At 64.8% G+C, this 19,837-nt stretch carries 20 protein-coding genes; 7 read left to right on the top strand and 13 right to left on the bottom strand.

All coding sequences use genetic code 11. The annotated features are described in order from the left end of the window. Positions 1-47: 47 nt before the first annotated feature. The 7 genes from uriH to NYP18_RS09790 form a co-directional block, all read right to left on the bottom strand. The gene (gene uriH / locus NYP18_RS09760; RefSeq protein ID WP_259428006.1) at positions 48-986 is read right to left on the bottom strand and encodes a uridine-preferring nucleoside hydrolase UriH; all 939 of its coding nucleotides are present in this window, start codon (positions 984-986) and stop codon (positions 48-50) included. Between the two features lie 27 nt (positions 987-1,013). Further along, positions 1,014-2,465 carry a uridine transporter UriT gene (gene uriT / locus NYP18_RS09765; RefSeq protein ID WP_259428007.1) on the bottom strand — a complete coding sequence of 484 codons (1,452 nt, stop codon included), beginning with the start codon at positions 2,463-2,465 and terminating at the stop codon, positions 1,014-1,016. Positions 2,466-2,492: 27 nt separating this feature from the next. Continuing rightward, positions 2,493-3,401 (bottom strand): ribokinase RbsK1, encoded by a 909-nt coding sequence (gene rbsK1, locus NYP18_RS09770; protein ID WP_259428008.1) that lies wholly within the window; start codon positions 3,399-3,401, stop codon positions 2,493-2,495. Further along, positions 3,398-4,405 carry a transcriptional regulator UriR gene (uriR, locus tag NYP18_RS09775; protein WP_259428009.1) on the bottom strand — a complete coding sequence of 336 codons (1,008 nt, stop codon included), beginning with the start codon at positions 4,403-4,405 and terminating at the stop codon, positions 3,398-3,400. The genes rbsK1 and uriR overlap by 4 nt, the downstream gene beginning before the upstream one ends. A gap of 138 nt (positions 4,406-4,543) precedes the next feature. Further along, positions 4,544-4,816 (bottom strand): DUF1801 domain-containing protein, encoded by a 273-nt coding sequence (locus NYP18_RS09780; RefSeq protein ID WP_126119332.1) that lies wholly within the window; start codon positions 4,814-4,816, stop codon positions 4,544-4,546. 206 nt (positions 4,817-5,022) lie between these two features. Then, positions 5,023-6,528: a sugar porter family MFS transporter gene (locus NYP18_RS09785; protein ID WP_126119331.1), complete on the bottom strand. Its 1,506-nt coding sequence runs from the start codon at positions 6,526-6,528 to the stop codon at positions 5,023-5,025. A 126-nt stretch (positions 6,529-6,654) separates the two neighbouring features. Continuing rightward, positions 6,655-7,920, bottom strand: coding sequence for a YbiU family protein (locus NYP18_RS09790; protein WP_259428010.1), 1,266 nt, complete (start codon positions 7,918-7,920; stop codon positions 6,655-6,657). 415 nt (positions 7,921-8,335) lie between these two features. On the opposite strand from NYP18_RS09790, the gene NYP18_RS09795 reads away from it, so the two are divergent. Together NYP18_RS09795 and NYP18_RS09800 are read left to right on the top strand one after the other, a co-directional pair. Continuing rightward, a complete protein-coding gene (locus NYP18_RS09795) occupies positions 8,336-9,241 on the top strand; it encodes an ROK family protein (RefSeq protein WP_259428011.1) in 906 nt (301 codons plus the stop codon). Positions 9,242-9,302: 61 nt separating this feature from the next. After that, positions 9,303-10,433 carry a Gfo/Idh/MocA family protein gene (locus NYP18_RS09800; protein ID WP_259428012.1) on the top strand — a complete coding sequence of 377 codons (1,131 nt, stop codon included), beginning with the start codon at positions 9,303-9,305 and terminating at the stop codon, positions 10,431-10,433. A gap of 17 nt (positions 10,434-10,450) precedes the next feature. Here the strand turns inward: NYP18_RS09800 and ppgK are convergent, their stop codons facing one another. Together ppgK and NYP18_RS09810 are read right to left on the bottom strand one after the other, a co-directional pair. Then, positions 10,451-11,203, bottom strand: a complete 753-nt coding sequence (gene ppgK, locus NYP18_RS09805) for a polyphosphate--glucose phosphotransferase (protein ID WP_126119327.1) — start codon at positions 11,201-11,203, stop codon at positions 10,451-10,453. Positions 11,204-11,559: 356 nt separating this feature from the next. Beyond that, positions 11,560-12,408 (bottom strand): YdcF family protein, encoded by an 849-nt coding sequence (locus tag NYP18_RS09810; RefSeq protein WP_259428013.1) that lies wholly within the window; start codon positions 12,406-12,408, stop codon positions 11,560-11,562. Between the two features lie 73 nt (positions 12,409-12,481). On the opposite strand from NYP18_RS09810, the gene NYP18_RS09815 reads away from it, so the two are divergent. The 3 genes from NYP18_RS09815 to NYP18_RS09825 all read left to right on the top strand — a co-directional run bounded on the left by NYP18_RS09815 (position 12,482) and on the right by NYP18_RS09825 (position 14,074). Beyond that, a complete protein-coding gene (locus tag NYP18_RS09815; protein WP_259428014.1) occupies positions 12,482-12,844 on the top strand; it encodes a DUF4259 domain-containing protein in 363 nt (120 codons plus the stop codon). Positions 12,845-12,864: 20 nt separating this feature from the next. After that, complete coding sequence (locus NYP18_RS09820) at positions 12,865-13,473, top strand: sugar O-acetyltransferase (RefSeq protein ID WP_304503757.1); 609 nt, start codon at positions 12,865-12,867, stop codon at positions 13,471-13,473. Positions 13,474-13,591: 118 nt separating this feature from the next. Continuing rightward, entirely contained in the window at positions 13,592-14,074 is a 483-nt protein-coding gene (locus tag NYP18_RS09825) for a heme-binding beta-barrel domain-containing protein (protein ID WP_126119323.1), read from the top strand. A 6-nt stretch (positions 14,075-14,080) separates the two neighbouring features. On the opposite strand, the gene NYP18_RS09830 is transcribed toward NYP18_RS09825, so the two are convergent. Next, positions 14,081-14,671 carry a hypothetical protein gene (locus NYP18_RS09830; RefSeq protein ID WP_259428015.1) on the bottom strand — a complete coding sequence of 197 codons (591 nt, stop codon included), beginning with the start codon at positions 14,669-14,671 and terminating at the stop codon, positions 14,081-14,083. Positions 14,672-14,871: 200 nt separating this feature from the next. On the opposite strand from NYP18_RS09830, the gene NYP18_RS09835 reads away from it, so the two are divergent. Both NYP18_RS09835 and NYP18_RS09840 read left to right on the top strand, forming a co-directional pair. Then, positions 14,872-15,999, top strand: a complete 1,128-nt coding sequence (locus NYP18_RS09835) for an LppP/LprE family lipoprotein (protein WP_259428016.1) — start codon at positions 14,872-14,874, stop codon at positions 15,997-15,999. 170 nt (positions 16,000-16,169) lie between these two features. After that, a complete protein-coding gene (locus NYP18_RS09840; protein WP_259428017.1) occupies positions 16,170-16,661 on the top strand; it encodes a Gmad2 immunoglobulin-like domain-containing protein in 492 nt (163 codons plus the stop codon). 65 nt (positions 16,662-16,726) lie between these two features. On the opposite strand, the gene NYP18_RS09845 is transcribed toward NYP18_RS09840, so the two are convergent. The 3 genes from NYP18_RS09845 to NYP18_RS09855 form a co-directional block, all read right to left on the bottom strand. Continuing rightward, positions 16,727-18,586 (bottom strand): heavy metal translocating P-type ATPase, encoded by a 1,860-nt coding sequence (locus tag NYP18_RS09845; RefSeq protein WP_259428018.1) that lies wholly within the window; start codon positions 18,584-18,586, stop codon positions 16,727-16,729. A gap of 155 nt (positions 18,587-18,741) precedes the next feature. Continuing rightward, positions 18,742-18,978: a heavy-metal-associated domain-containing protein gene (locus NYP18_RS09850; RefSeq protein ID WP_259428019.1), complete on the bottom strand. Its 237-nt coding sequence runs from the start codon at positions 18,976-18,978 to the stop codon at positions 18,742-18,744. A 115-nt stretch (positions 18,979-19,093) separates the two neighbouring features. After that, a complete protein-coding gene (locus tag NYP18_RS09855; protein WP_259428020.1) occupies positions 19,094-19,834 on the bottom strand; it encodes a Crp/Fnr family transcriptional regulator in 741 nt (246 codons plus the stop codon). Positions 19,835-19,837: the final 3 nt, after the last annotated feature.

Here is a 19,837-nt window from a genome sequence, read left to right on the forward strand (position 1 = left end):
CGGCTGAATCGTCATCACGGTGATCGGCATGGGTGGAAACGGCAGCGCTAACCGATGCGCTTCACCGCGTCCACCACCAGGTTCCAGAACCTGTCGAAGTCCAGGTCAACGGCCACCTGGGTGGTGCAGGTCTCGGCAGCCGGGGCCCGGAAATCGGCCACGGTCATGCCCGTGGTCAGCGTGCCGTGCAGCTCCACATCCAGCGGGGCTTTGCGGGTGGTGAACACGGTGGGGTCGATGAGGTAGGCCACCGCGCAGGGGTCGTGGACCGGCGGGTCATCGAAGCCCTGGGCGTCCTTGTAGTTCTTGCGGAAGGCGTCGAAAAGCGCGACCACGAAATCGGCGACGTCGGTGCCCAGTGCGGTCAGTTTCTCCTCGACCTCCGGGGTGGCCAGTGCCTGGTGGGTCAGGTCGAGGCCGACCATGGTCAGGGGCCAGGACTCGTTGAACACGATGTGGGCGGCCTCCGGGTCGATCTTGATGTTGAATTCCGCCACGGCGGTCCAGTTGCCCACGTGGTAGCCGCCGCCCATGAGCACGACCTCCTTGACGCGCTCGGCGATGCGCGGTTCCTTGCGCACGGCCAGGGCGATGTTGGTCAGCGGCCCGGTCGGAACGAGCGCGATGGTGCCGGGCTCGTTGTTCATGACGGTGTCGATGATGAAGTCCACGGCGTGGGTGTCCTCCACCGCGACGGTGGGCTCCGGTAGCTCGTAGTTGTGGATCTCCATGCCGGTGTCACCGTGGATGTCCTCGGCCACCTCGACGGGGCGGACCAGGGGGCGGGTGACACCGGGGTAGATGGGTGCGTCGATGCCGGCGATGGTGGCCACCACCTGCGCGTTATGGGTGACCTTGTCCAGGGTGTGGTTACCACCCACGGTGGTGATGCCGAGCAGTTCGATCTCCGGGTTGCCGGCGGCCAGCAGCATGGCCACGGCGTCATCGTGGCCGGGATCGCAGTCGAGGATGATCTTGGTGGTCATAGTGGAACTCCTAATAATTCAGAGGTGTCAGTTGGTCACGGGGGTGGAGGTGTCCGCCAGGTTCCTGGCCGCCACCGTATCCGTGATGGATTCCGGACGGGGGATGAGCAGGGAGCACAGGAAGGCCAGGGCCAGGATGATCACGCCCGCCCACATGCCTGCGGCATAACCGCCGCCGGTGTCGCCGAAGCTGGTGGCCACGGCGAAGAGGATGGCGAACGAGATACCGGCACCGAGGTTGAAGGCGCCGGCGTTCATGCCCGGCAGGTAGCCCTGGTTGTCGGCGGGGGAGAGCACCACGCCGAGGCCGTTGAGCATGATGTTGGCGATACCGGCGTAGGTGATGCCGACGAAGATGGAGATACCCAGGTAGGCCAGCGATGAGGTGCTGCCCACCAGGAGGGTGGCTCCGGCGACACCGGCGATGGTCAGTGCGATGCCGACCTGCAGGACGATCTTGTAGCCGAATTTTCCGGCCAGCAGACCGGCGATCGGGCCGAAGACCAGACCGGCCAGGGCATAGGGGGTCAGGGTCCACCAGGACACCACACCGGCGGACATGCCCGCGCCGTGGATGTCGTCCTGCGCCAGGTTCGGCAGCAGACCGTTCATCACGGCGAACACGCCCGTCATGGTCAGCAGGGTGGTCAGCAGCAGCGCCCAGGTGCGGCGCTGGCCGAGGTATTCCACGCTGACCAACGGGTGTTTCACGCGCTTCTCAATGTTGTAGAAGACGACGATGCCGGCGATGCCGACCACGAACAGCACGGCGACGAGGATCCAGTTGGCGTCGACAAGCTTCCCGGCCTCGTTGAAGGCCATGAGCAGAGAGCCGATGGACACCGCCAGCGGCAGCACACCGAGCCAGTCCATCTTCGGGGTCTGCTCGGCGGTGGATTCCCTCACCCCGAGGGGCAGCGCGACGATGGCGACCGCACAGAACACGGCCATGACCCAGAAGATGGAGCGGAAACCGAGGTGCTCGGCCAGCCAACCACCGGCGATCGCATCCACACCGCCGATGCCACCGTTGACGGAGGTCACGATACCCAGCAGCAGGGCATACTGCTTCTCATTGGGCACCTGCTGGCGCAGGATGATCAGGCATAGGGGCACCGTCGGGCCGGCGGCACCCTGGATCAGACGGCCGAGGAACAGGACGGCAACATTCGGGGCCAGCGCAGCGACGACACAGCCGATGCCGGTGACGATCATCATGCCGATCAGCACTTTGCGGCGACCGATCAGGTCACCCCAGCGGGGCAGGAACAGGGAGAACAGGGCGGCCGCGGTGAAGAACGCGGTCTGGGTCATGCCGATCTGGGCCGGGGTCGCGCTGAGCTCGACCTCCATCGTGGCCAGGGCGGGGGCGAGCATGGAGGCATTGAGCTGGAAGGCGAACACCGCGACCAGCAGGGCGATCATCAACGGGACGATCGTGGCAGCCGAGGCTCTTCTCGGCTCGACGGTTATGGACATGGTCCCTCTCGATTCGGTGGGTGTGATTCAGTTGTGGACGGCGGGGAGGGTGTCAGCGAGCGTGGGGTAGGAGGCCTGCGCGCCGGGCCGGGTGGCGGCGAAAGCGCCGACGCGGGCGGCGAATTCTGCCGCTTCAATCAGAGTCGCGCCCGCAGCGAGCTTTGCGACGAGCGCGCCCGCGAAGGCGTCACCACTGCCCGTCGTGTCCACGGCCGTGATCTGCGGGGTGGGGATGTCGGTGAGGCCTTCCGTATCGCCGACGATGGCGCCGGCGGCACCGAGTGTCATCACCACGGAGACAAAACCCTGGGCCAGCAGGGCGCTGACCAGGGTGGCGGGGTCGCTCTCCGCGAAGGGCACGCCGAGCAGGTCCAGCACGAGGGCGCCCTCGTGCTCGTTGACCAGCAGGGGATCGGAGCGCAGCAGCTGCTTGATTCCGACCGGGACGACCGGGGCGAGGTTGACCACCACCCGCCCTTTCGCGAGGTCCACCGCGCGGTCGAAACCGTCAGCCGGAATCTCGCCCTGGAGCAGCAGGATCCCGGCCTCGGCCACGGTCTGCGCGTGGGTGTCCACGTAAGTCCCGTCCACGTTGGCGTTGGCGCCGGGGACGACGATGATGGTGTTCTCGCCGTCCTCGGCGACCGTGATCACCGCCAGTCCGGTGGGGCCGGCCACGGTGGTGATGGCGGAGGTGTCCGCGCCGGAGGTGCGCAGGTGTTCCAGGGCGGCCGCGGCCATGGAATCGGAGCCGACGGCACCGATCATGGTCACGTCCGCGCCCAGCTGCGCCGCGGCCACAGCCTGGTTGGCTCCCTTGCCGCCGGCGCTGATGTCACCACCGCTGCCCAACAGGGTTTCCCCGGGGCTGGGGTGGCGGTGGACGTGGGTGGTCAGGTCGGCGTTGATGGAACCGACCACGGCGATGGCTGTCATGATGTGGTCCTTATGGATTCGCGTTCGATGAGGGTGGTGGGGATACGCAGGTACCGGTCCTGCGGTTGCTTCCCCTCAATGAGTTCGTGGAGTACGTCGAAGGCCCGGTGGGCCATGATCTCCACCTGCTGGTCGATCAGGGTCAGTGGGCGGGGCTGCAGGTCGAACAGTGGTTGGCTGTCGAAGCCGATCACACTGATGTCCTCGCCGATGCGCAGGCCCGCCCGGTGGCAGGCCTCGAGGACACCGATGGTCATCATGGAATCCCCGGCGAACAGTGTTTTCACACCCTGGCCGATGAGGTGGTTCGCGCCCTCGAAACCCTGGTGTTGTTCATAACCGCCGAGAAAGACAGGTTGCTCGGGGAGTCCGGCCTCGGCGCAGGCCTGCCGGAAGGTGTCCAGGCGGTGGCGTCCCGTGGAGGTGCCCGTCGGCCCGGAGAGGTAACCGACCGGCAGTGCGTTGTGCCGTGCCAGCAGGGCAACGGCCTCCCTGATGCCGGGTTCCGGGTCGGAGACGACGGTGGGGATGGTGCTGGCGGGGAGTTCGCGGTCCACCAGCACCAGGGGCAGGGACCGGCGGTGCAGTTCCTCGAGTTGATCCGCGCACCCTTCATCCGGGACGCAGATGATGCCGTCCACCCCGTGGCTGGCCAGGAAATCCAGTGAGGAGGCCAGCACCGTGGGATTTTCGTTGCTGTTGGTGATGATCACCGCCATGTCTACGGCCTCGGCGGCGTCCTGCAGTGCGGTGACCATGGCGGCGAAGTAGTGGTTGATCAGGCTGGGCACGACCACGCCGATGGTGTTGGTCCGGGAACTCTGCAGGGCACGTGCCTGGGCATTGGGCAGATAACCCAGCTCAGCGGCCAGTGCCTGGATCCGCTCGCGGGTCTGCTGCGTCACCGCCGGGTTGTCCGCGAGCGCCCGGGAGACGGTGGCGATGGAGACTCCGGCCTGCAGGGCGATGTCCTTCAGGGTGGGCCGGGGTTTCTCCGGGACCATGTGCTCACCTCGGTCGGCGTCGACGGAATGTAAACGTTTACTGTAAACGTTTACATTCTAAGCCGGAAGAGGCCCTGTTGGCCAGCCCAGTTTTCCGCAGCCTGGTGACTACCGTCATACGCCCCCTCAGGGCACTGCTCAGACACCGGCTTCGCTTCTCGACGCCCGCACCAACCGCTCCACCAGCTCATCGGGCAGCGGCTTGCGCGGCGTGAAGGTGATGCCCGTCTTGGTCGCCTTCAGGTCGGCAGCCGCGATCTCCTCGGAGTGGTCCACGGTCGCGCCGGGGAGCAGGTACAGCCCGCACTGCCTGCTGAAGGCGGCGTAGCTGGCGATGACCTTGTCTGCCTCCGGGAGGGTGCGGGCTGGGGCTGCGGCGATGTAGGCGTCGTGGTCGGTGGGCGTCGTCATGATGGCCAGTTTAGGGGCGCTTCACGTTTCGGAGTGCGGAGCTGACCACAGGGCGGGGTTCGGGGTCCCCGCACCGCGAGGTGTCGCCGGGTCGGTGTTGGTCGAGTAGCTTGTCGAGGTCGGAGCCGAGTTAAATATGGTGCAAAAGCCCGAATGTCGGAAACCCTGGCAGGGTTTCCGACATTGAGGCATGGGGCGGAGGGCTGTTATACGGGGTCAGGCACCGAGGTCTGGGGGGAGCTGACCTCACTGGGAATGACCGGTTTCTTGATCTGCGGGGCAGGTTCCTCCGGGGAGTCCTCACCCATTGCCTCCAGCTGTTTGCCGTTGGTCTCCGGGACCAGGAAGAACACGAAGACGAAGGACGCCAGGGCGAAGAAGCCGTAGAGGCCGTAGGCCAGCTGTAGTCCGGCATCCGCCAAGGAGGGGAAGGTTGCGCTGACCACGAAGTTCGCCAGCCACTGCGCTGCTCCTCCCACGCCGAGGGCGTAGGCGCGGATGTGGTTGGGGAACATCTCCCCCAGCAGCACCCAGACCGTCGGACCCCAGCTCATTCCGAAGCCGATGACGAACAGGTTGGCAGCCACCAGGGCGATCGGACCCCAGGAACCCGGTAGCACCGGGGCACCGTCAATGACGTTTGCCTGGGCGAAGGCCAGGGCCATCGTTCCCAGCGAGACGGTCATGATCGCGGAACCGATCAGCAGAAGTCGTCGTCGGCCGACACGGTCGATCAACAGGATCGCGATGATGGTGGCGACAATGTTGGTCACCGCGGTGATCACCGAGATGATGAAGGAGTCGGATTCCTGGAAACCCACGGCCTGCCAGAGCGTGGTGGAGTAGTAGAAGATGACGTTGATACCCACGAACTGCTGGAAGACAGAGAGAAGAATGCCGATCCAGACCAGTGGCAGCAGGCCGAAACGGCCGCCGAGCAGGTCACTGAACTTCTGTCGGCTCTCCAGCTTGACCGTGCTGAGCATCGAGTCAATTGCGCGGTCGATGCTGGCCTCTGTGCGCATGCCAACCACCTCACGCAGCACCTGACGGGCCTCAGCTGTCCGGCCTCGAGAAGTCAGGAACCTGGGCGATTCCGGCAACCGGACGGCCAACACGCCGTAGACCAGGGAGGGGAGGGCAGCGGAGATGAGCATCCAGCGCCAGGCGGGCAACCCGAGCCACAATTCTGAGGAGGCGCTGCCGGCCACCCAGGCCAACACGGCGCTGGTGAGCAGTGCCATGAAGATACCGGTCACCAGGGCCAGCTGTTGCATGGTGGCCAGGGTGCCACGGTGCTTGGCCGGACTGACCTCCGCGATGTATCCCGGGGCGATCACCGAGGCGAAGCCAATTCCGACACCACCGAGGAAGCGCCAGATGATCAGGTCGATGACACCGAAGGCCAGTCCCGCACCGACGGAGGAGACGAACAAAATGGTTGCCGCGATGACCATGGTTTTCACCCGGCCGATACGGTCGGCGCAGATTCCGGCGGTCCAGGCGCCGACGCCGGCACCCAGCAGCGCAACGGAGACCACGAAGCCCAGGACCGCCGTGTTCAGGGAGAACTGCTCGCGAATGGCTTCCACCGTGCCGTTGATGATGGAGCTGTCGAAGCCGAACAGGAAGCCACCGAGGGCTGCGGTGGCCACGACGCCGATGAGCCGGGAGTTCACCCGCTCGTCGGCGGTATATGTTGTGTCTGTCATGACGGGCATCAATTCTTCTCGTCCCCGCAGGGCGTGCACGGGGTGGTTTTCAGTTACCTATGGACATGAAATGGGCAGGCCCGTCCATTGCCTGACGGGCCGCGACCATCTCCGCGATCTGGGGGACTACAGGCCTAGACCGCGTCGGCCGATGTCATTGAGGTCGTCGGCGGTGAAACGGTCTTTCCACCCGACCTCGTAATCCTCGGCCGGAAAATCATCCGGGGAGGTGCCCCGGAGGAAGTGCTGGCCCACCGCACGGGAGTAGGCCTGGTTCTTGTCACACATGGGGGCGGCCGGGATGTACATGACGTTGCCCCAGCCCTGCTGGTCTTCGACGGGATCGACGGCGTGGACGACGTCGGCGTGCCACCACACGCTGTCCCCGGCCTGCAGGTCCGGGATATTGGTCAGTCCGCGCATGAGCAGCGGATGCCACTTCTCGTTGACGGCGAGCACCCGGCTGGGAGCAGCGCCACAGAGGTCATCGTCGGCGACATCGTCGAGCAGGGCGCGCAGCAGGATGTAGGCCATCGCCTCCGGGATCGGCACGGTGGCCAGCACTCCCTGGTCACGCTGCTGATCGGACAGGGCGGTCCAGCCCTGGAAGGTGCGGAAGGCCGAGCACATGGTGGACCCACCCTCATACTCGTTGACCTCGGTGCGGTGTGCCGCGTCCCAGGGGTCGTAGTCGGCGAAGTTGCCGGTGAAGATGTTGTGGAAGACCTTCTGGTAGGCGGGCAGCAGCCAGCGCTCCACCGCGCCTGAGTCGGTGTGGGCACCCAGTCCGGAGGAGTTGGTGCCCGGCGGGCGGCGGCGGATGCGGTCCGGGTACATGCTGTCCTGATCCGGGTCGAACCACTGCACGCCTTCGGACTCGAACTTCCACCGGTGGTTGAGGAAGGCCTGGACATTGGCGGTGCGCTCGGACTGTCGCGCCTGCATCTGCGGCCTGGACCAGTAGATGGGGAAGATCTCCGGGCGGGAGGCGGCCAGGGTACCGAAGAAGTCATCGCCGGGGCCACGGTACTGGGAGTCAAAGTCATTGACATCGAGGTAGTCGACCAGCTCACGGTCGAATTCCAGGGCCTGCTCGCGCGGGAAGTGCTCCCGCACGACGAGAACACCGTAGCGGCGGACCTTCTCCTTGAACTCCTCGGAGATGTTGCCGGCTTCGATGTCCGCGTAGTTGATTTCGGGCCAGATCGACTCGCCGCGGGCATTATGCTCCTCGATCTCGATCACGCGTTCTTCGATGAAGGCCTCCACCTCGCGGAAGGCGGCGTCCACGTCCCCGATCTGGGCGCGCAGTTTCGCCTTGGTCTCGCGGATGGCGGCGGGCAGATCGTCGGGCAGGGGGGTTGCGGTGTGCTGGGGGCTGGCGATGGTCATGAGGTTTCTCCTCGCTCCTCAAATCATTTGGTTAAATTGATTTACTAGAAGATAGCGTGAGTGCCATCACATGTAAAGGGCTTCGCTTGGGCAGGGCACAAAAGACAAGCCCGCGCCATCCGACCGGGGGTGCTCCCTTTTTTCTAAAGTCGCTGATAGGAGGACATTTATGACTACACTTGCTGCAATGCCACCCCTGTTTTCCCCGCAACCGGTCCCCAGCAGCCTGATGGGGATGACGGACCAGACATTTTTGGGGTACCTGTTCTCCCATGGCACCGGGACCCGGGCAGAGATTGCCAGGATCACCGGGATCTCCAAGCCCACCATTTCGGACTCCGCGAACCGCCTGCAGTCCGCTGGGCTCATTGTTGAAGCAGGTGAAACCCCGCCCCGCGGTCGGGGTCGACGCGCCATGACCTACCAGCCCAATCCTGACCACGGACATGTCAGCGCGGTGGTGCTGGAGCGGCGCCATAACGTGGTTCGGGCCCTGGATTTCTGCGGTGACCTGCGTTGGGAAGAACGCTCCGAAACGGATATGACGTTCTCGGAGGGGATCGCGTGGGCGAGGGAACACCTGGCGGCGGCCGCAGCCCACATGGCGACCCCCTGTCGGGCGGCCACCATTTCTGTTGCTGCCCCGGTCAATCCCGGGACCGGAGCGGTTCAACCCATGGCCGGAGCTCCCCTCGGCGGCGTCGTCCCCGACATCACAGCCGCCCTGGGGCTGGCGGATGTCCCCAGGGTCCGGGTGGACAATGACGTGAACTGGGCGGCACGGGCTGAGGCAACCGATCCAGCCAAGGAACCGGAACGGTCATTTCTCTACGTCTACCTGGGTGCCGGCGTCGGCGGCGCCCTCGTCGCCGAGGGCAGCGTCATCCGGGGAGCCAATGGTGCCGCCGGTGAGATCAGTTTTCTGCGCACCCCGAAGGGCACCACCCTGCACGCCGAGCTCTCTTCCTTGAGCTTCGGCAGCCCAGATCATTCCTCCATCGACATTGATCTGGCACTTGCCGCGCTCCAGGACCCGGACAATGGAGAGGCCCGTTACGCTACGGATCTGCTGGCTCAGGCGGTCCTGGATGCTGCGACAGTTTTTGACCCGGGCACAGTCGTGCTCAGTGGCCCCTTGAGTGCCGCCGACCTGCTTATCGAACGCCTCCGTACCAGGGTAGAGGCGGGTCGCATCGCACCGGTTGCCCTCATCCGGGGCCGGGCTGATGATGAGCTTCTCGTCGCGGGCGTATCGCGGCATGCCGTGCACGACGCCTGGGACGCAGCTATGACGTCGGCTCTGACCATCGCCCAGGATTAACTCCCTGCAGGCACCTGATGCGGTAGACCACAGACCGGACAGAAAATTTTAGGGGAAACACATGGCGGCTCAACCCAGAATTGCTCTCATCGGCACCGGAATGATCGCCGGAGCCCATCTTCGCGCTGCCCGCAGTCTGGGCGCGGAGATCACAGGAATATTGGGCTCCCGGCCCGAGCGTTCCGCTCAGGTCGCCCGGGAATGGCGTATCCCCACCGGGTATGCGGATCTGGCGGCCCTGATCGCTGAGCGGCCGGATGTGGTGCATGTGTGCACCCCGAATAAGTCACATGCCTTTTATACTGAAGCCCTGATCCGGGCAGGCATTCACACTGTGGTGGAAAAACCGGTGGCCACGACCCTGGCGGACGCCGAACTGCTGGCTGATCTGGCCGCGAAAAACGACGTGGTGGTCACTGTCCCTTACGTCTACCGTTACCACCCGCTGGTCCGGGAGATCCGGGCCCGTCGGATCGCCGGTGAATTCGGCGATATCGCCCTGGTCCATGGCTCATATCTGCAGGACTGGCTGCTTTCTCCCGACGCCGCTACGTGGCGGGTCAACCCGGTGGAAGGCGGTCCCTCGCGGGCCTTCGCCGATATCGGCACCCACTGGTGTGACATGGCCGAATTTGTCTCCGGGGAGAAGTTTCTACGGTTGTCTGCCATCACCTCGATCACTCACCCCACCCGCCCCCGACACTCCACCGCATCGTTTGGCGGCGCTGTCTCCTCCGGTAATCAGCAGGCAGAGTATGTACCTGTCCACACGGAGGACATCGCGGTGGTCACTTTTGAGACCGCCAGGAATATCCCCGCCACTACCGTGATCTCACAGGTCTCCGCGGGCCGTAAGAACCGGCTCTGGCTTGAGATTGACGGTACCGCCGGTTCCGCGGTATTCGACCAGGAGAACCCGGAGACCATCTGGCTGGGCCGGGAAAATGAATCCGTCCTGCTCCACCGCGGCGAGGCCGGCGCCCAACCCGAGCAGGCCAGGTTCAACCAGGTCCCCGCCGGGCATCCGCAGGGGTGGACCGACGCCTTCACCGCCTTCATCCACGACACTTATCGCGCCGTCAGTGGTGACGTGCCGGACGGCCTGCCCACCATCGAGGATGGCCTGCGTTCAATCCGGCTTATCGACGCCGTCCTTTCCTCCGCCGGGAGCAGAGAGTGGGTCTCCATCTGAGGGGTGTCCGGGAGGGGCTACGGTGCCAGATGCGTCGTCACGGCCATGGCGGCCCCCACGATGCCCGCACGGTTGAGCAGCTTGGCCGGAATCACCGGAGTCTCGACGGTCAGAAGAGGAATCCAACGCTCGTGGTCGCCGGAGATGCCGCCACCGACAATGAACAGCCTCGGAGAGAATAACCGCTCATACTCGGCGAGGACCTTCGAGACCCGCTTCGACCATTTCTTGAAGCTGAGTTCCTCACGATCCTTGACCGCGGAGGACGCCTGGTGCTCGGCCTTCTTCCGACCGACGAGCAGGTGGCCGATCTCCGTGTTGGGAAACAGGTGGGCATCGATGAGGAAGGCGGAACCGATGCCGGTGCCGAAAGTGAGGAAGATGACCGCACCGGTGGCGGCTGCCGGGTCACCGAAGGAGACCTCCGCCAGGCCTGCGGCGTCGGCGTCATTGAGCACGCTGATTTCCCGGTCCCCGAGGTGGCGGCGGAACAGCTCGTTGACGTTCGTGCCGATCCACGAGGGATCGATATTCGCTGCGGACCGTGCGACCTGGTCCTTGACCACCGAGGGCAGGGTGATCCCCACAGGCCCGTCCCACTTCTCCTGCCGGAGAATTTCGGCCACGGTCTCTGCCACCGCGTCCGGGGTGGCCGGTTTCGGCGTCGCGATCTTGACCTGCTCTCCGACGAACTCGCCGTCGTCGAGATTGACGCGTGCGCCCTTGATGCCTGAGCCGCCGATGTCAATGCCGAAGCTGATGTTATTCATGGCGACAACAGTACATGTGCTGTTAAGCGGTCATAAGGAAAATCCGGCCCCATCCCACTGTGGACCTGAACTCTGTTCGGTGGACACGACGTTGGTGTCGACAAGGAGCTGGCGGGCCAGCGCAATATCTCCCGAGGTACGTCTCAGCGGAGAGATTGACCTGGGTGGATTCGCAGCAGACCAGGGAGATATTTAATGGCTGCCGGTGTCCTGCGCCGCTAATTCGTTTCAGATATCTGACGATGGATTCGAGAATCTCCTCGGCTGTCTTAGTTGGTCCAGCTAACCGGTCTGGGGTTCTCGTTGCGCCACATATTCATCCCATAAAAAGCTACGAACGAATTAACGGCGCAACACTAGCCCAGGAACCAGTTGACCGCGTCGCGGTAGGTCCAGATGTTGCTGGGCATGCCCTCCGGCGGATCAGTCGGTGTGCCCACCCCCGCGACCGTCGCGTCCGCACCAAAGGCCAGCGTGAAGTCGACCACCGCACGGCGCAGGTGGTTCTCGGAGGTCACGACGATGACGGATGTCGCGCCGGGAAGCAGCTGGCGGGCATAGCGGGCGTTGGTGACCGTGGAGTTCGCGCGGTCCTCGACGATGATTCGGCTGGCAGGTACTCCGTTGGCGATCAGCCACTCGCGCATGGCATGGGCCTCGATGTGGCCGTCCGGCGTCAGCCCGCCAGAGACAACGATCGGCGTGGTGGGGCGGGTGATGGCCAGCGCGTGGGCGGCTTCGAGCCGGTGGGCCAGGTTGGGGTGTACCGAGCCGTCGGTGTTCAGCCCGTTGCCCAGCACAATGATCGGGGCGTCAGCTGGGGCCGCGGATGCGGGCGTGATGTCTGAGTGCAGCGCCTGGAGCGCGGCGGTGACCAGTGTGCGGCGCTCGGGGCCCAGTGCCTGCATGGCTGCCTCCCGGGCCGCGGTATTGGATTCGTAGTCGGCGGAGAAGACCGCCGCGGTGAGCAGGTCCTCCTGGCTGGCGGCCGCCAGATCAAGCCCGCCGCCCTGGACCTCCTGGGAGATCAGGTAGGGCCCGTGGCCGGGAATGTCCACCAGGACGATCTTCTCCAGGCCGGGCAGCGGGACGGTGAGCGGCACGGAGGACAACGATGAGGTCAGCGCATGTGCCGGCGCCACCAGACCAGGCAGCAGAATGAGGGCGGTGGCGGCCAGCAGCGGGCGGGTGGCACGAAAACGCATGACATCTCCTTATGGGCGGGAAAATTAACCCGTTCTCAGCATCAGACTTCCGGCCGACGGTAAGGTGTCCCCCATGCAGAACTGGAACACCGGACCATTCGATAATGAGGACGCCGCCGAGGTGCTCGAGGACGTCCGCAGCGGTGAACTCTACCTGGAGGAACTGCTGCCCGGGGTGGGAAACCGTTATATCGAGGCGGACCAGGGCGCGATCATCGTCGCCCTCGCCCACCTCGCCGGCGGGGACCTGCCCGAGGGCATCACCCCCGAGCAGGTCACCGAGCTGCAGACCCCGGAGGTCAAGGAACGCCTCCGCGAGTGCCTGGGCGCGGTGCTCTCCGACGGAACCGTCTCCGAGCTCGCCGCCCAGTGGGCCGAGGAAGGCACCGAACAGCTCTACGAGTGGAAGGCGAAGGCCTTCATCAGCCTGGGTTGAGGACGCTGGGGAGGATCTCGATGACCTTCGAGGACCAGCGCAGCCACATGCTCACCGGCGCCATGTACAACGACCTCACCGCTGAGCTGGTGGCAGCCCGCGAGCAGGCGGTACGGGCGACCGACGCCTACAACGCCAGCTTCGGGGTTTCCGCCGCCGAGCGGGAAGCCCTCCTGACGAAAGTCCTGGGATCGATCGGGGACAACGTCCACTTCGAGCCCACATTTCGCTGTGAGTTCGGCTGCAACATCATCATCGGCGATAATTTCTACGCCAACTTCGACTGCATCATGCTCGACGGTGGCGGTATAACCATCGGGGACAACGTCCTGCTCGGCCCGCGGGTATCGATCTACACCTCTAATCACGCGCTGGATCCGGCGGAGCGGGCCGCCGGTGCCTGCTACGCCCGAGAAGTGGTGATCGGTGACAATGTGTGGATCGGCGGTGGCGTGACCATCAACCCGGGTGTCACCATCGGCGACAACGCCGTGATCGGTTCCGGAAGTGTCGTCACCCGGGACATCCCCGCCGACAGCCTGGCGTTCGGTGTGCCGGCTGCAGTTCACCGGATCATCACCGCGGCAGACCGGTCGGGATACCCTCTCACCCGGGACCTCTCCTCCTGACACAGGGCCGTGGTGTCCCAGCAAAGGCCGTTGCCGCTGAATTTGTGCACCGTCTCCGGTGCCACGAGGGCCAACGTTTGCCGGGTCCTCGTTACTTTTCTCACCTACGATCGAGGTCATGGACCTCCACCCGAATCTGCAGCCTTATGCATTTCTCCTCGGCACCTGGAAAGGTGAGGGCCGGGGCTTCTATCCCACGATCGATGACTTCCACTTCACGGAGACCCTGAGCTTCTCGACGATCCCCGGCAAGCCCTTCTTCCGCTACGAGCAGAAGACAATGGGACCGGACGGTCCGATGCACACGGAGCTGGGTTTTCTGCGCCCGACGGGGGAGGGGCGACTGGAGTTCATCCTCGCTCAGCCGATGGGGCAGACGGAACTGCTGACCGGACATGCACGCGAGGAGGAATACTTCCTCGTCCTGGACTTCGCCGAGTCCACGATCGTGAACTCCGGCAGCGCGAAGAAGGTGGACACGACGATGCGCAGTTACACCTTCAACGGTGACCGCACCTCCCTGATCGCACGCTTCTACATGGGGGCTGTGCGCCAGCCCCTGCAGGAGCACCTGGTCAGCGAACTGACCAAGGTGGAATGAGCCGGATCAGCTCAGCTCCACCCCGTCGCGGCTGACGGCGAAGCTGTAGAAGTCGATGGCACACATCACCTTCACCTCACCCTCCGCGACAGCACAGCTGACCGGACCCTCCACGAGACGGTTACCGGGCTCGAGCACCACGGTCTGCTCACCGGGGACGAATATCCGGTTGACGTGGTGGGTCGTGGCCGGCTCGCCCTCGCGCACGGAGACCGCGTTGATGTCTCCCTCCCCGTCGTGGGTGCACATGGCCACCGGTTCGCCGTCCGAATACATCTCGCAGTAGGTGCCGTCCGGCCCCTGGAACTGCAGACCGGGCTGCTCGGGGAAGATCAGCGCCGAAGCGTAGGGGGTCGGGTCGGTCTCGGGGACATCCGCGATCAGCTCGACGAACCGGCTGCCGGGGATGCCGATATAGGAGGGCTCACCGGTGGGTGTCTCCCTGATCGTGGTCGTGGTCTCTGTATCAGTGGTTGTGGCCGTTGTGGCAGTGGTGACGGTGGTGGGGGTTTCCTCTACAGGCTCGTCGGAGGTGCAGCCGCTCAGGGCCACCAGACCAGCGACAGCAACGGGGAGGATGCGGATCCAGTGCTTCATAAGTCGCAGCGTATCCGCCCGCCGGTGTCCGGCCTCACATTTTTCTGCCACCGATGCCAATCTGGTACCCGCAACATCACGGTTCAGTTACCATCCGGTCACATCTGAATATCGGACGCTTTGAGGTGTTCACAAACTTAGCTCCGGGCACGATGTGTGAAGTAAGTTGCATTGCCATCTACCTGCTGAAGGAGCCCCCGATGAGACTGCGCAGACTGTTGCCGGTGGGCTTCGCTGCGGTCCTCACACTGGGCCTGGCCTCCTGCTCCTCCAACGGCTCCGGAGGGACCATCCTCTCCCTCACGAGCAGCGCAGCAGGGGAGACCGAGACCGGCACGCCCGATCCGCATCCCGGTCCCGCCACCACCTTCGAGATCAGCGAACCACCGGTCACCTGTGAAAACCAGACCATGGATCTGATGTCCACCGCCCTCGGCGCCTGGCTCGGCTCCCAGATCGTCCCCACCGACCAGCCCGACACCTCCTACTACTTCACAGTCAAAGACAACCAGTTCAACCCCTGCGCGGAACTGAGCTGGGTGACCCTCGAAGGCCCCAACGGCAACCTCGCGCACGACCCCGGCAACGGCAACAACTTCGTCGACACCGTCGTCTTCTTCAACGGCGAGAACCTGATCCGCGACCCCGCACCCCTCCAGTTCGAGGACATCACCTCCGTGGAGCGTGTCGACGCCCACCAGCTCGCCCTCACCTACCGCAACGACCGGGAACACTCCGTCACCTACAGCTTTGCGGACGGCCAGCTCCACGGCGAGGAACAGCTTCCACCCCAGGTGAGCGACAATCACCGCCTGGACCTCCACCGCGCCGGGCCACCGGCTGCCGGAGCACCGCGGCCTTTCGGCAACGCCAACTACAGGCCCTGGGACCACGAGAAGTCAGTGGGCCGACAGTACTCCCTCATGATGGGGGAGGATCTGGTCACCTGCGACTTCGCCAACTTCAACGGGGTGCAACTGGTCTGCTACTCCGAGAAGGCTCTGCCCTGGCCCCTGATGCCCCGCGACCCACAGGCCAGGAAGCAGGATATGGCCAACATCGCCTTCATGAATTTCCAGGCTGACGGCAACCTGACCACCGAGGCCGGGGCTTTCTCCAAGCCGGGTGCGAGATTCGAGATGTTGCCGGATAACTCCGTCACCCGCATCGCGGACATCTTCATTGACACCCGCAGCGACGTGCTCAAGATCCACGACGTCAACCTCGCCTACCTCCTCGGCACCGGCGTCGCCGAGCCCGTCGAGGTCCCCAGCTTCCAGCTCGACACCTCACGCCACCCCAGGGATCTCGCGCCCTGGGAGGAATAGGGGAGCAGCCTCAAAGGTATTGACCAGCATCCGGTGCTGTGTGATGGTGGTCTCAGATGCTTCTCCACTGATAGTCCCCACCGTTGCTGTGGGAGAGGTGGGAGCGACACCGTGCCTCAGCACAGCACCGGGTCCTTCCTCGACCACGCAGTGTCCTGAGAGGAATAACCATGAGCATTCATGTCCAGCAGCCGCAGCCCTATGACATCGTCGGCAATACCATCCAGATCGCAGGGGTTGCCGGCGGCGCATTTGAAGCCACCTACAACTACGTCATCACTGAGGGACACGACGAGGTCACCGGGCATTTCATGGCCGGTGACGGTGTTGGAGGCCACGGCCAGTTCCAGATCTCGGTGGATGTCTCCGGCGCCGCGTTCACCCATGTCGTGGCTTATGTGGAGGTCTTCCACACCTCGCCCAAGGACGGCGAACCCCGCGATCGCGTCGTGGTCCCGGTCATCCTGGGGGCGCGGATCGTGCCCGGCTACACCACCTACCTCGAACACGTGGTGAAGAGCGGGGAGACCTTGTGGCGGATCGCGCAGCAGCACTACGGCAACGGCAATCTCTACCACCGGCTGATAGCGGCGAATCCCTCGATCACCAACCCCAACCTGATCCACCCCGGTGATCTGATCCGGGTACCGCGCGCAGACTAAACAGAGGAAAAACCCCGCCGGGGTGGTCTCAGACCACCGGCGAGGCAGGCTTTCTAGGCCCTCTTTTATCGGGTCAGTGCTTCCTCCACAGGTTCCGTGGCAACTGCAGCAGTCCGGTCTTCCCGGAGTGTGGGGCGCAGCAGGAGCATGGCGATGGCGATGACCAGCAGTACCGAGGCCTCGTGGACGAGCATGCCGATCGACATGGTCACCCCGCCCAGCAGCACACCGGCGAACAGGATGGCGACGGTGGCCAGGGCGATGATGATGTTCAGCCGCATGGTGCGTACCGTGCGCTGGGCCAGACCCAGCGCATAGGGCAGGCGGGGGAGTCGGTCAGCCATGAGCGCAATGTCGGCGGTCTCGATGGCAGCGGGGGAACCGGCGGCACCCATGGCCACCCCGATGTCGGCTGTTGCCAGGGCGGGGGTGTCGTTGACGCCGTCGCCGATCATGGCCACGGTGCGGCCCTTAGCCTGCAGTTCCTTGACCAGGGTGAGCTTGTCCTCGGGAAGCATCTCTGCGTGCACCTCATCCAGACCAAGTTCGGCGGCGACATTGCGGGCGACGCGTTCGGCGTCACCGGTGGCCATGACAACCTCCACACCTTGAGCATGTAGCGCGGCGATGGCGGCGGGGGCGTCGTCACGGATGGTGTCGGCGACGGCGACCAGTCCGATGGCGCGGCCGTCGATGCCGACGTACATGGCGGTCCGGCCCTGCTCGTTGAGCTGGAGCAGACGGGTGTTGTCGGGGGTGTGGTCGAGGAGGTCGGCGGAGCCGACGGCGACGGTGTGTCCGTCGACGGTGGCGATGATGCCCTTGCCGGTGACGGGTTCGGCGTGGTCGATCATCTCCACGGCCAGGCCCTCGTCGGTGGCGCCGCGGATGATGGCCTCGGCCAGGGGGTGTTCGGAGGCGGTCTCGGCACGCGCCGCCAGGGTCAGTACATCAGCGCGGGTGTAGGCGGGGTCGAGGACCTCGACGTCGGTGAGCTCGGGGCGCCCCAGGGTCAGGGTGCCGGTCTTATCGACGACCACCGTATCCACCTTCGCGGAGGTCTCCAGGTACTCACCGCCCTTGATCAGGACGCCATCCTTCGCGGCGCGGCCGATGCCGGCGACGATGGAGACCGGGATGGAGATCACCAGGGCGCCGGGGCAGGCGATGACCAGCAGGGTCAGGGCGAGCTCCACATTCCAGGTGATCAGGCCGATCGCGAGGGCGGCGACCATGACGCCGGGGGTGTACCAGCGGGAGAACTTCTCCAGGAAGGTCTGGGTCCGGGCCTTGTCGTCCTGGGCGTCCTCCACGCGGTGGATGATCTTGGCCAGGGTGGAATCGGAACCGATGCCCACGGCCTCGACCTGCAGCACGCCGCTGCGCAGCCAGGTGCCGGCGAAGACCTCGGAGCCCTCGGCCTTCTCCGCGGGCACGGATTCGCCGGTGATGGTGGCCTCGTCGACTCCGCCGCGGCCGGTGATGACGCGGCCGTCAACAGGCACCTGTTCGCCGTTGCGGACCAGGACGGTGTCACCCGGGACCAGTTCCCAGATCTCGACGGTCTCCGGCTGGCCGTCGCGTAGGACGGTGGCGGTCTCCGGGGCGGAGTCAACAAGATCGGACAGTGCCTTGCGGGTGCGGTTCATCGTCGCCCGCTCCAGGGCCTTACCCAGGGCGAAGAGGAAGGTCACGGCGGCTGATTCCCAGTAGTTGTTGATGAACAGCGCGCCGACGGCGGCGACGATGACCAGCAGGTCAATCGAGATCATCTTGATGCGTAGTGCCTGGACGGCGGAGACGGCGATCTGCCAGCCCGCGACCACGGCGGCCGCGATCATCAGCAGGTCTGAGCCGGTGATCCAGGACAGGACTATCAGCAGGCCTGAGACGGCGACGACGCCCCAGGTTCTCCAGTTCTTCATGGTGGTTTCCTTTTCTCCGGTGGTTTTATTCTGGTGTCATCTTTTAAGTTATGGCTGTTCGGGAGAAACTTCCTTGACGCGCATCAAATAGCCGAAACCTGCCCTGAAGTGCAGAAACCCCGCCAGCACGAGGCGGGCGGGGAGTGCGGTCAGGATCAGATCGCCGAGGGCTTGGCGGTGTAGCCGACATCAGCGACTGCGGCGACAAGATCGCGCACGCTGACCTTCTGCGGATCGTGGGCGACCAGGATGCGGCCGGAGGAGAACTTCACCTCTGCGGACTCCACGCCGTCCAGACCACCGAGTTTGTTCTCGATCTTGGCTACACACGACGGGCAGCTGAACTCGTCGGAGCGCAGGGTGGTGTTCTTCAGCTGGGTGGGGGTGGTCATCTCAATCATTCCTTATCTTCTCGGTGTTCCTTGCTTGCACCTTTGACTTTAAGGTCAGCGCGCACCGAGTTCCTTGACGTGGATCAAAGAACGGAAAAACTGCCTTCACCAGGTGTTATTCTTCCCCGATCAGCGTGTCGAGGGCGTCTGGGTCCGCGATGGCGACCCATTCCCGGCCGGAGTCGATGATCCCGGACTTCTTCATCTTCGACATGGCCCGGGATGCGGACTCCAGCGTCGTGCCGGCCATGCCCGCGATGTCATCGCGGCGCAGCCGGACCTGCAGCAGGCTGGAACCGTCCGCCTGCAGCTGCCCGAGTTTGCCGTTGAGCCGGCGCAGCACCTTGGCCACCCGCTGCTCGACGGTTTTGGTCGCCTGCGCGATATCGCGTTCCCGGGACTGGGAGAGCCGGTCCTGCTGCATCCGGATGATCGCCAGGGCGAGCTTCGGGTGCTTCTCGACGACCTCCGCCAGGGCCTCGGCGGGCAGGTGCAGCGCGCAGGTCGTCTCCATCGCCCAGGCGGAGTCGACGGCCTCGGAGGCGCGAATGTCCAGGGGGCCGATGACATCACCCGGGGCGGCAATGTCCACGGTGATCTCCTTGCCGTCGATGGTGTCCCGGGTGACGCGGACCCGGCCGGAGACCACGAGATAACTGCCCGCCACCTCCTCGCCGGCGAGGAATACCGGATCCCCCTCCGCCCACGACCACGCGGTGAGGTGTCCATCCAGGTCCAGGTGCTCCTCGGGACCCAGGTCCCGGGTGAGCGGGGAGCGGGACATGGCGGTCAGGCGCACATCCAGCGAGCAGGAGTGGGGACGGGCGCAGCTGGGACGGACAGGGTTGGTGGACATGCC

This window comes from Corynebacterium lemuris (assembly GCF_024919295.1).
Taxonomy (GTDB): Bacteria; Actinomycetota; Actinomycetes; order Mycobacteriales; family Mycobacteriaceae; genus Corynebacterium; species Corynebacterium lemuris.

Coding starts and splice junctions, on each gene's coding strand:
- uriH (WP_259428006.1), bottom strand. CDS start 986: ATGACCACCAAGATCATCCTCGACTGCGATCCCGGCCACGATGACGCC.
- uriT (WP_259428007.1), bottom strand. CDS start 2,465: ATGTCCATAACCGTCGAGCCGAGAAGAGCCTCGGCTGCCACGATCGTC.
- rbsK1 (WP_259428008.1), bottom strand. CDS start 3,401: ATGACAGCCATCGCCGTGGTCGGTTCCATCAACGCCGACCTGACCACC.
- uriR (WP_259428009.1), bottom strand. CDS start 4,405: ATGGTCCCGGAGAAACCCCGGCCCACCCTGAAGGACATCGCCCTGCAG.
- NYP18_RS09780 (WP_126119332.1), bottom strand. CDS start 4,816: ATGACGACGCCCACCGACCACGACGCCTACATCGCCGCAGCCCCAGCC.
- NYP18_RS09785 (WP_126119331.1), bottom strand. CDS start 6,528: ATGACAGACACAACATATACCGCCGACGAGCGGGTGAACTCCCGGCTC.
- NYP18_RS09790 (WP_259428010.1), bottom strand. CDS start 7,920: ATGACCATCGCCAGCCCCCAGCACACCGCAACCCCCCTGCCCGACGAT.
- NYP18_RS09795 (WP_259428011.1), top strand. CDS start 8,336: ATGACCTACCAGCCCAATCCTGACCACGGACATGTCAGCGCGGTGGTG.
- NYP18_RS09800 (WP_259428012.1), top strand. CDS start 9,303: ATGGCGGCTCAACCCAGAATTGCTCTCATCGGCACCGGAATGATCGCC.
- ppgK (WP_126119327.1), bottom strand. CDS start 11,203: ATGAATAACATCAGCTTCGGCATTGACATCGGCGGCTCAGGCATCAAG.
- NYP18_RS09810 (WP_259428013.1), bottom strand. CDS start 12,408: ATGCGTTTTCGTGCCACCCGCCCGCTGCTGGCCGCCACCGCCCTCATT.
- NYP18_RS09815 (WP_259428014.1), top strand. CDS start 12,482: ATGCAGAACTGGAACACCGGACCATTCGATAATGAGGACGCCGCCGAG.
- NYP18_RS09820 (WP_304503757.1), top strand. CDS start 12,865: ATGACCTTCGAGGACCAGCGCAGCCACATGCTCACCGGCGCCATGTAC.
- NYP18_RS09825 (WP_126119323.1), top strand. CDS start 13,592: ATGGACCTCCACCCGAATCTGCAGCCTTATGCATTTCTCCTCGGCACC.
- NYP18_RS09830 (WP_259428015.1), bottom strand. CDS start 14,671: ATGAAGCACTGGATCCGCATCCTCCCCGTTGCTGTCGCTGGTCTGGTG.
- NYP18_RS09835 (WP_259428016.1), top strand. CDS start 14,872: ATGAGACTGCGCAGACTGTTGCCGGTGGGCTTCGCTGCGGTCCTCACA.
- NYP18_RS09840 (WP_259428017.1), top strand. CDS start 16,170: ATGAGCATTCATGTCCAGCAGCCGCAGCCCTATGACATCGTCGGCAAT.
- NYP18_RS09845 (WP_259428018.1), bottom strand. CDS start 18,586: ATGAAGAACTGGAGAACCTGGGGCGTCGTCGCCGTCTCAGGCCTGCTG.
- NYP18_RS09850 (WP_259428019.1), bottom strand. CDS start 18,978: ATGACCACCCCCACCCAGCTGAAGAACACCACCCTGCGCTCCGACGAG.
- NYP18_RS09855 (WP_259428020.1), bottom strand. CDS start 19,834: ATGTCCACCAACCCTGTCCGTCCCAGCTGCGCCCGTCCCCACTCCTGC.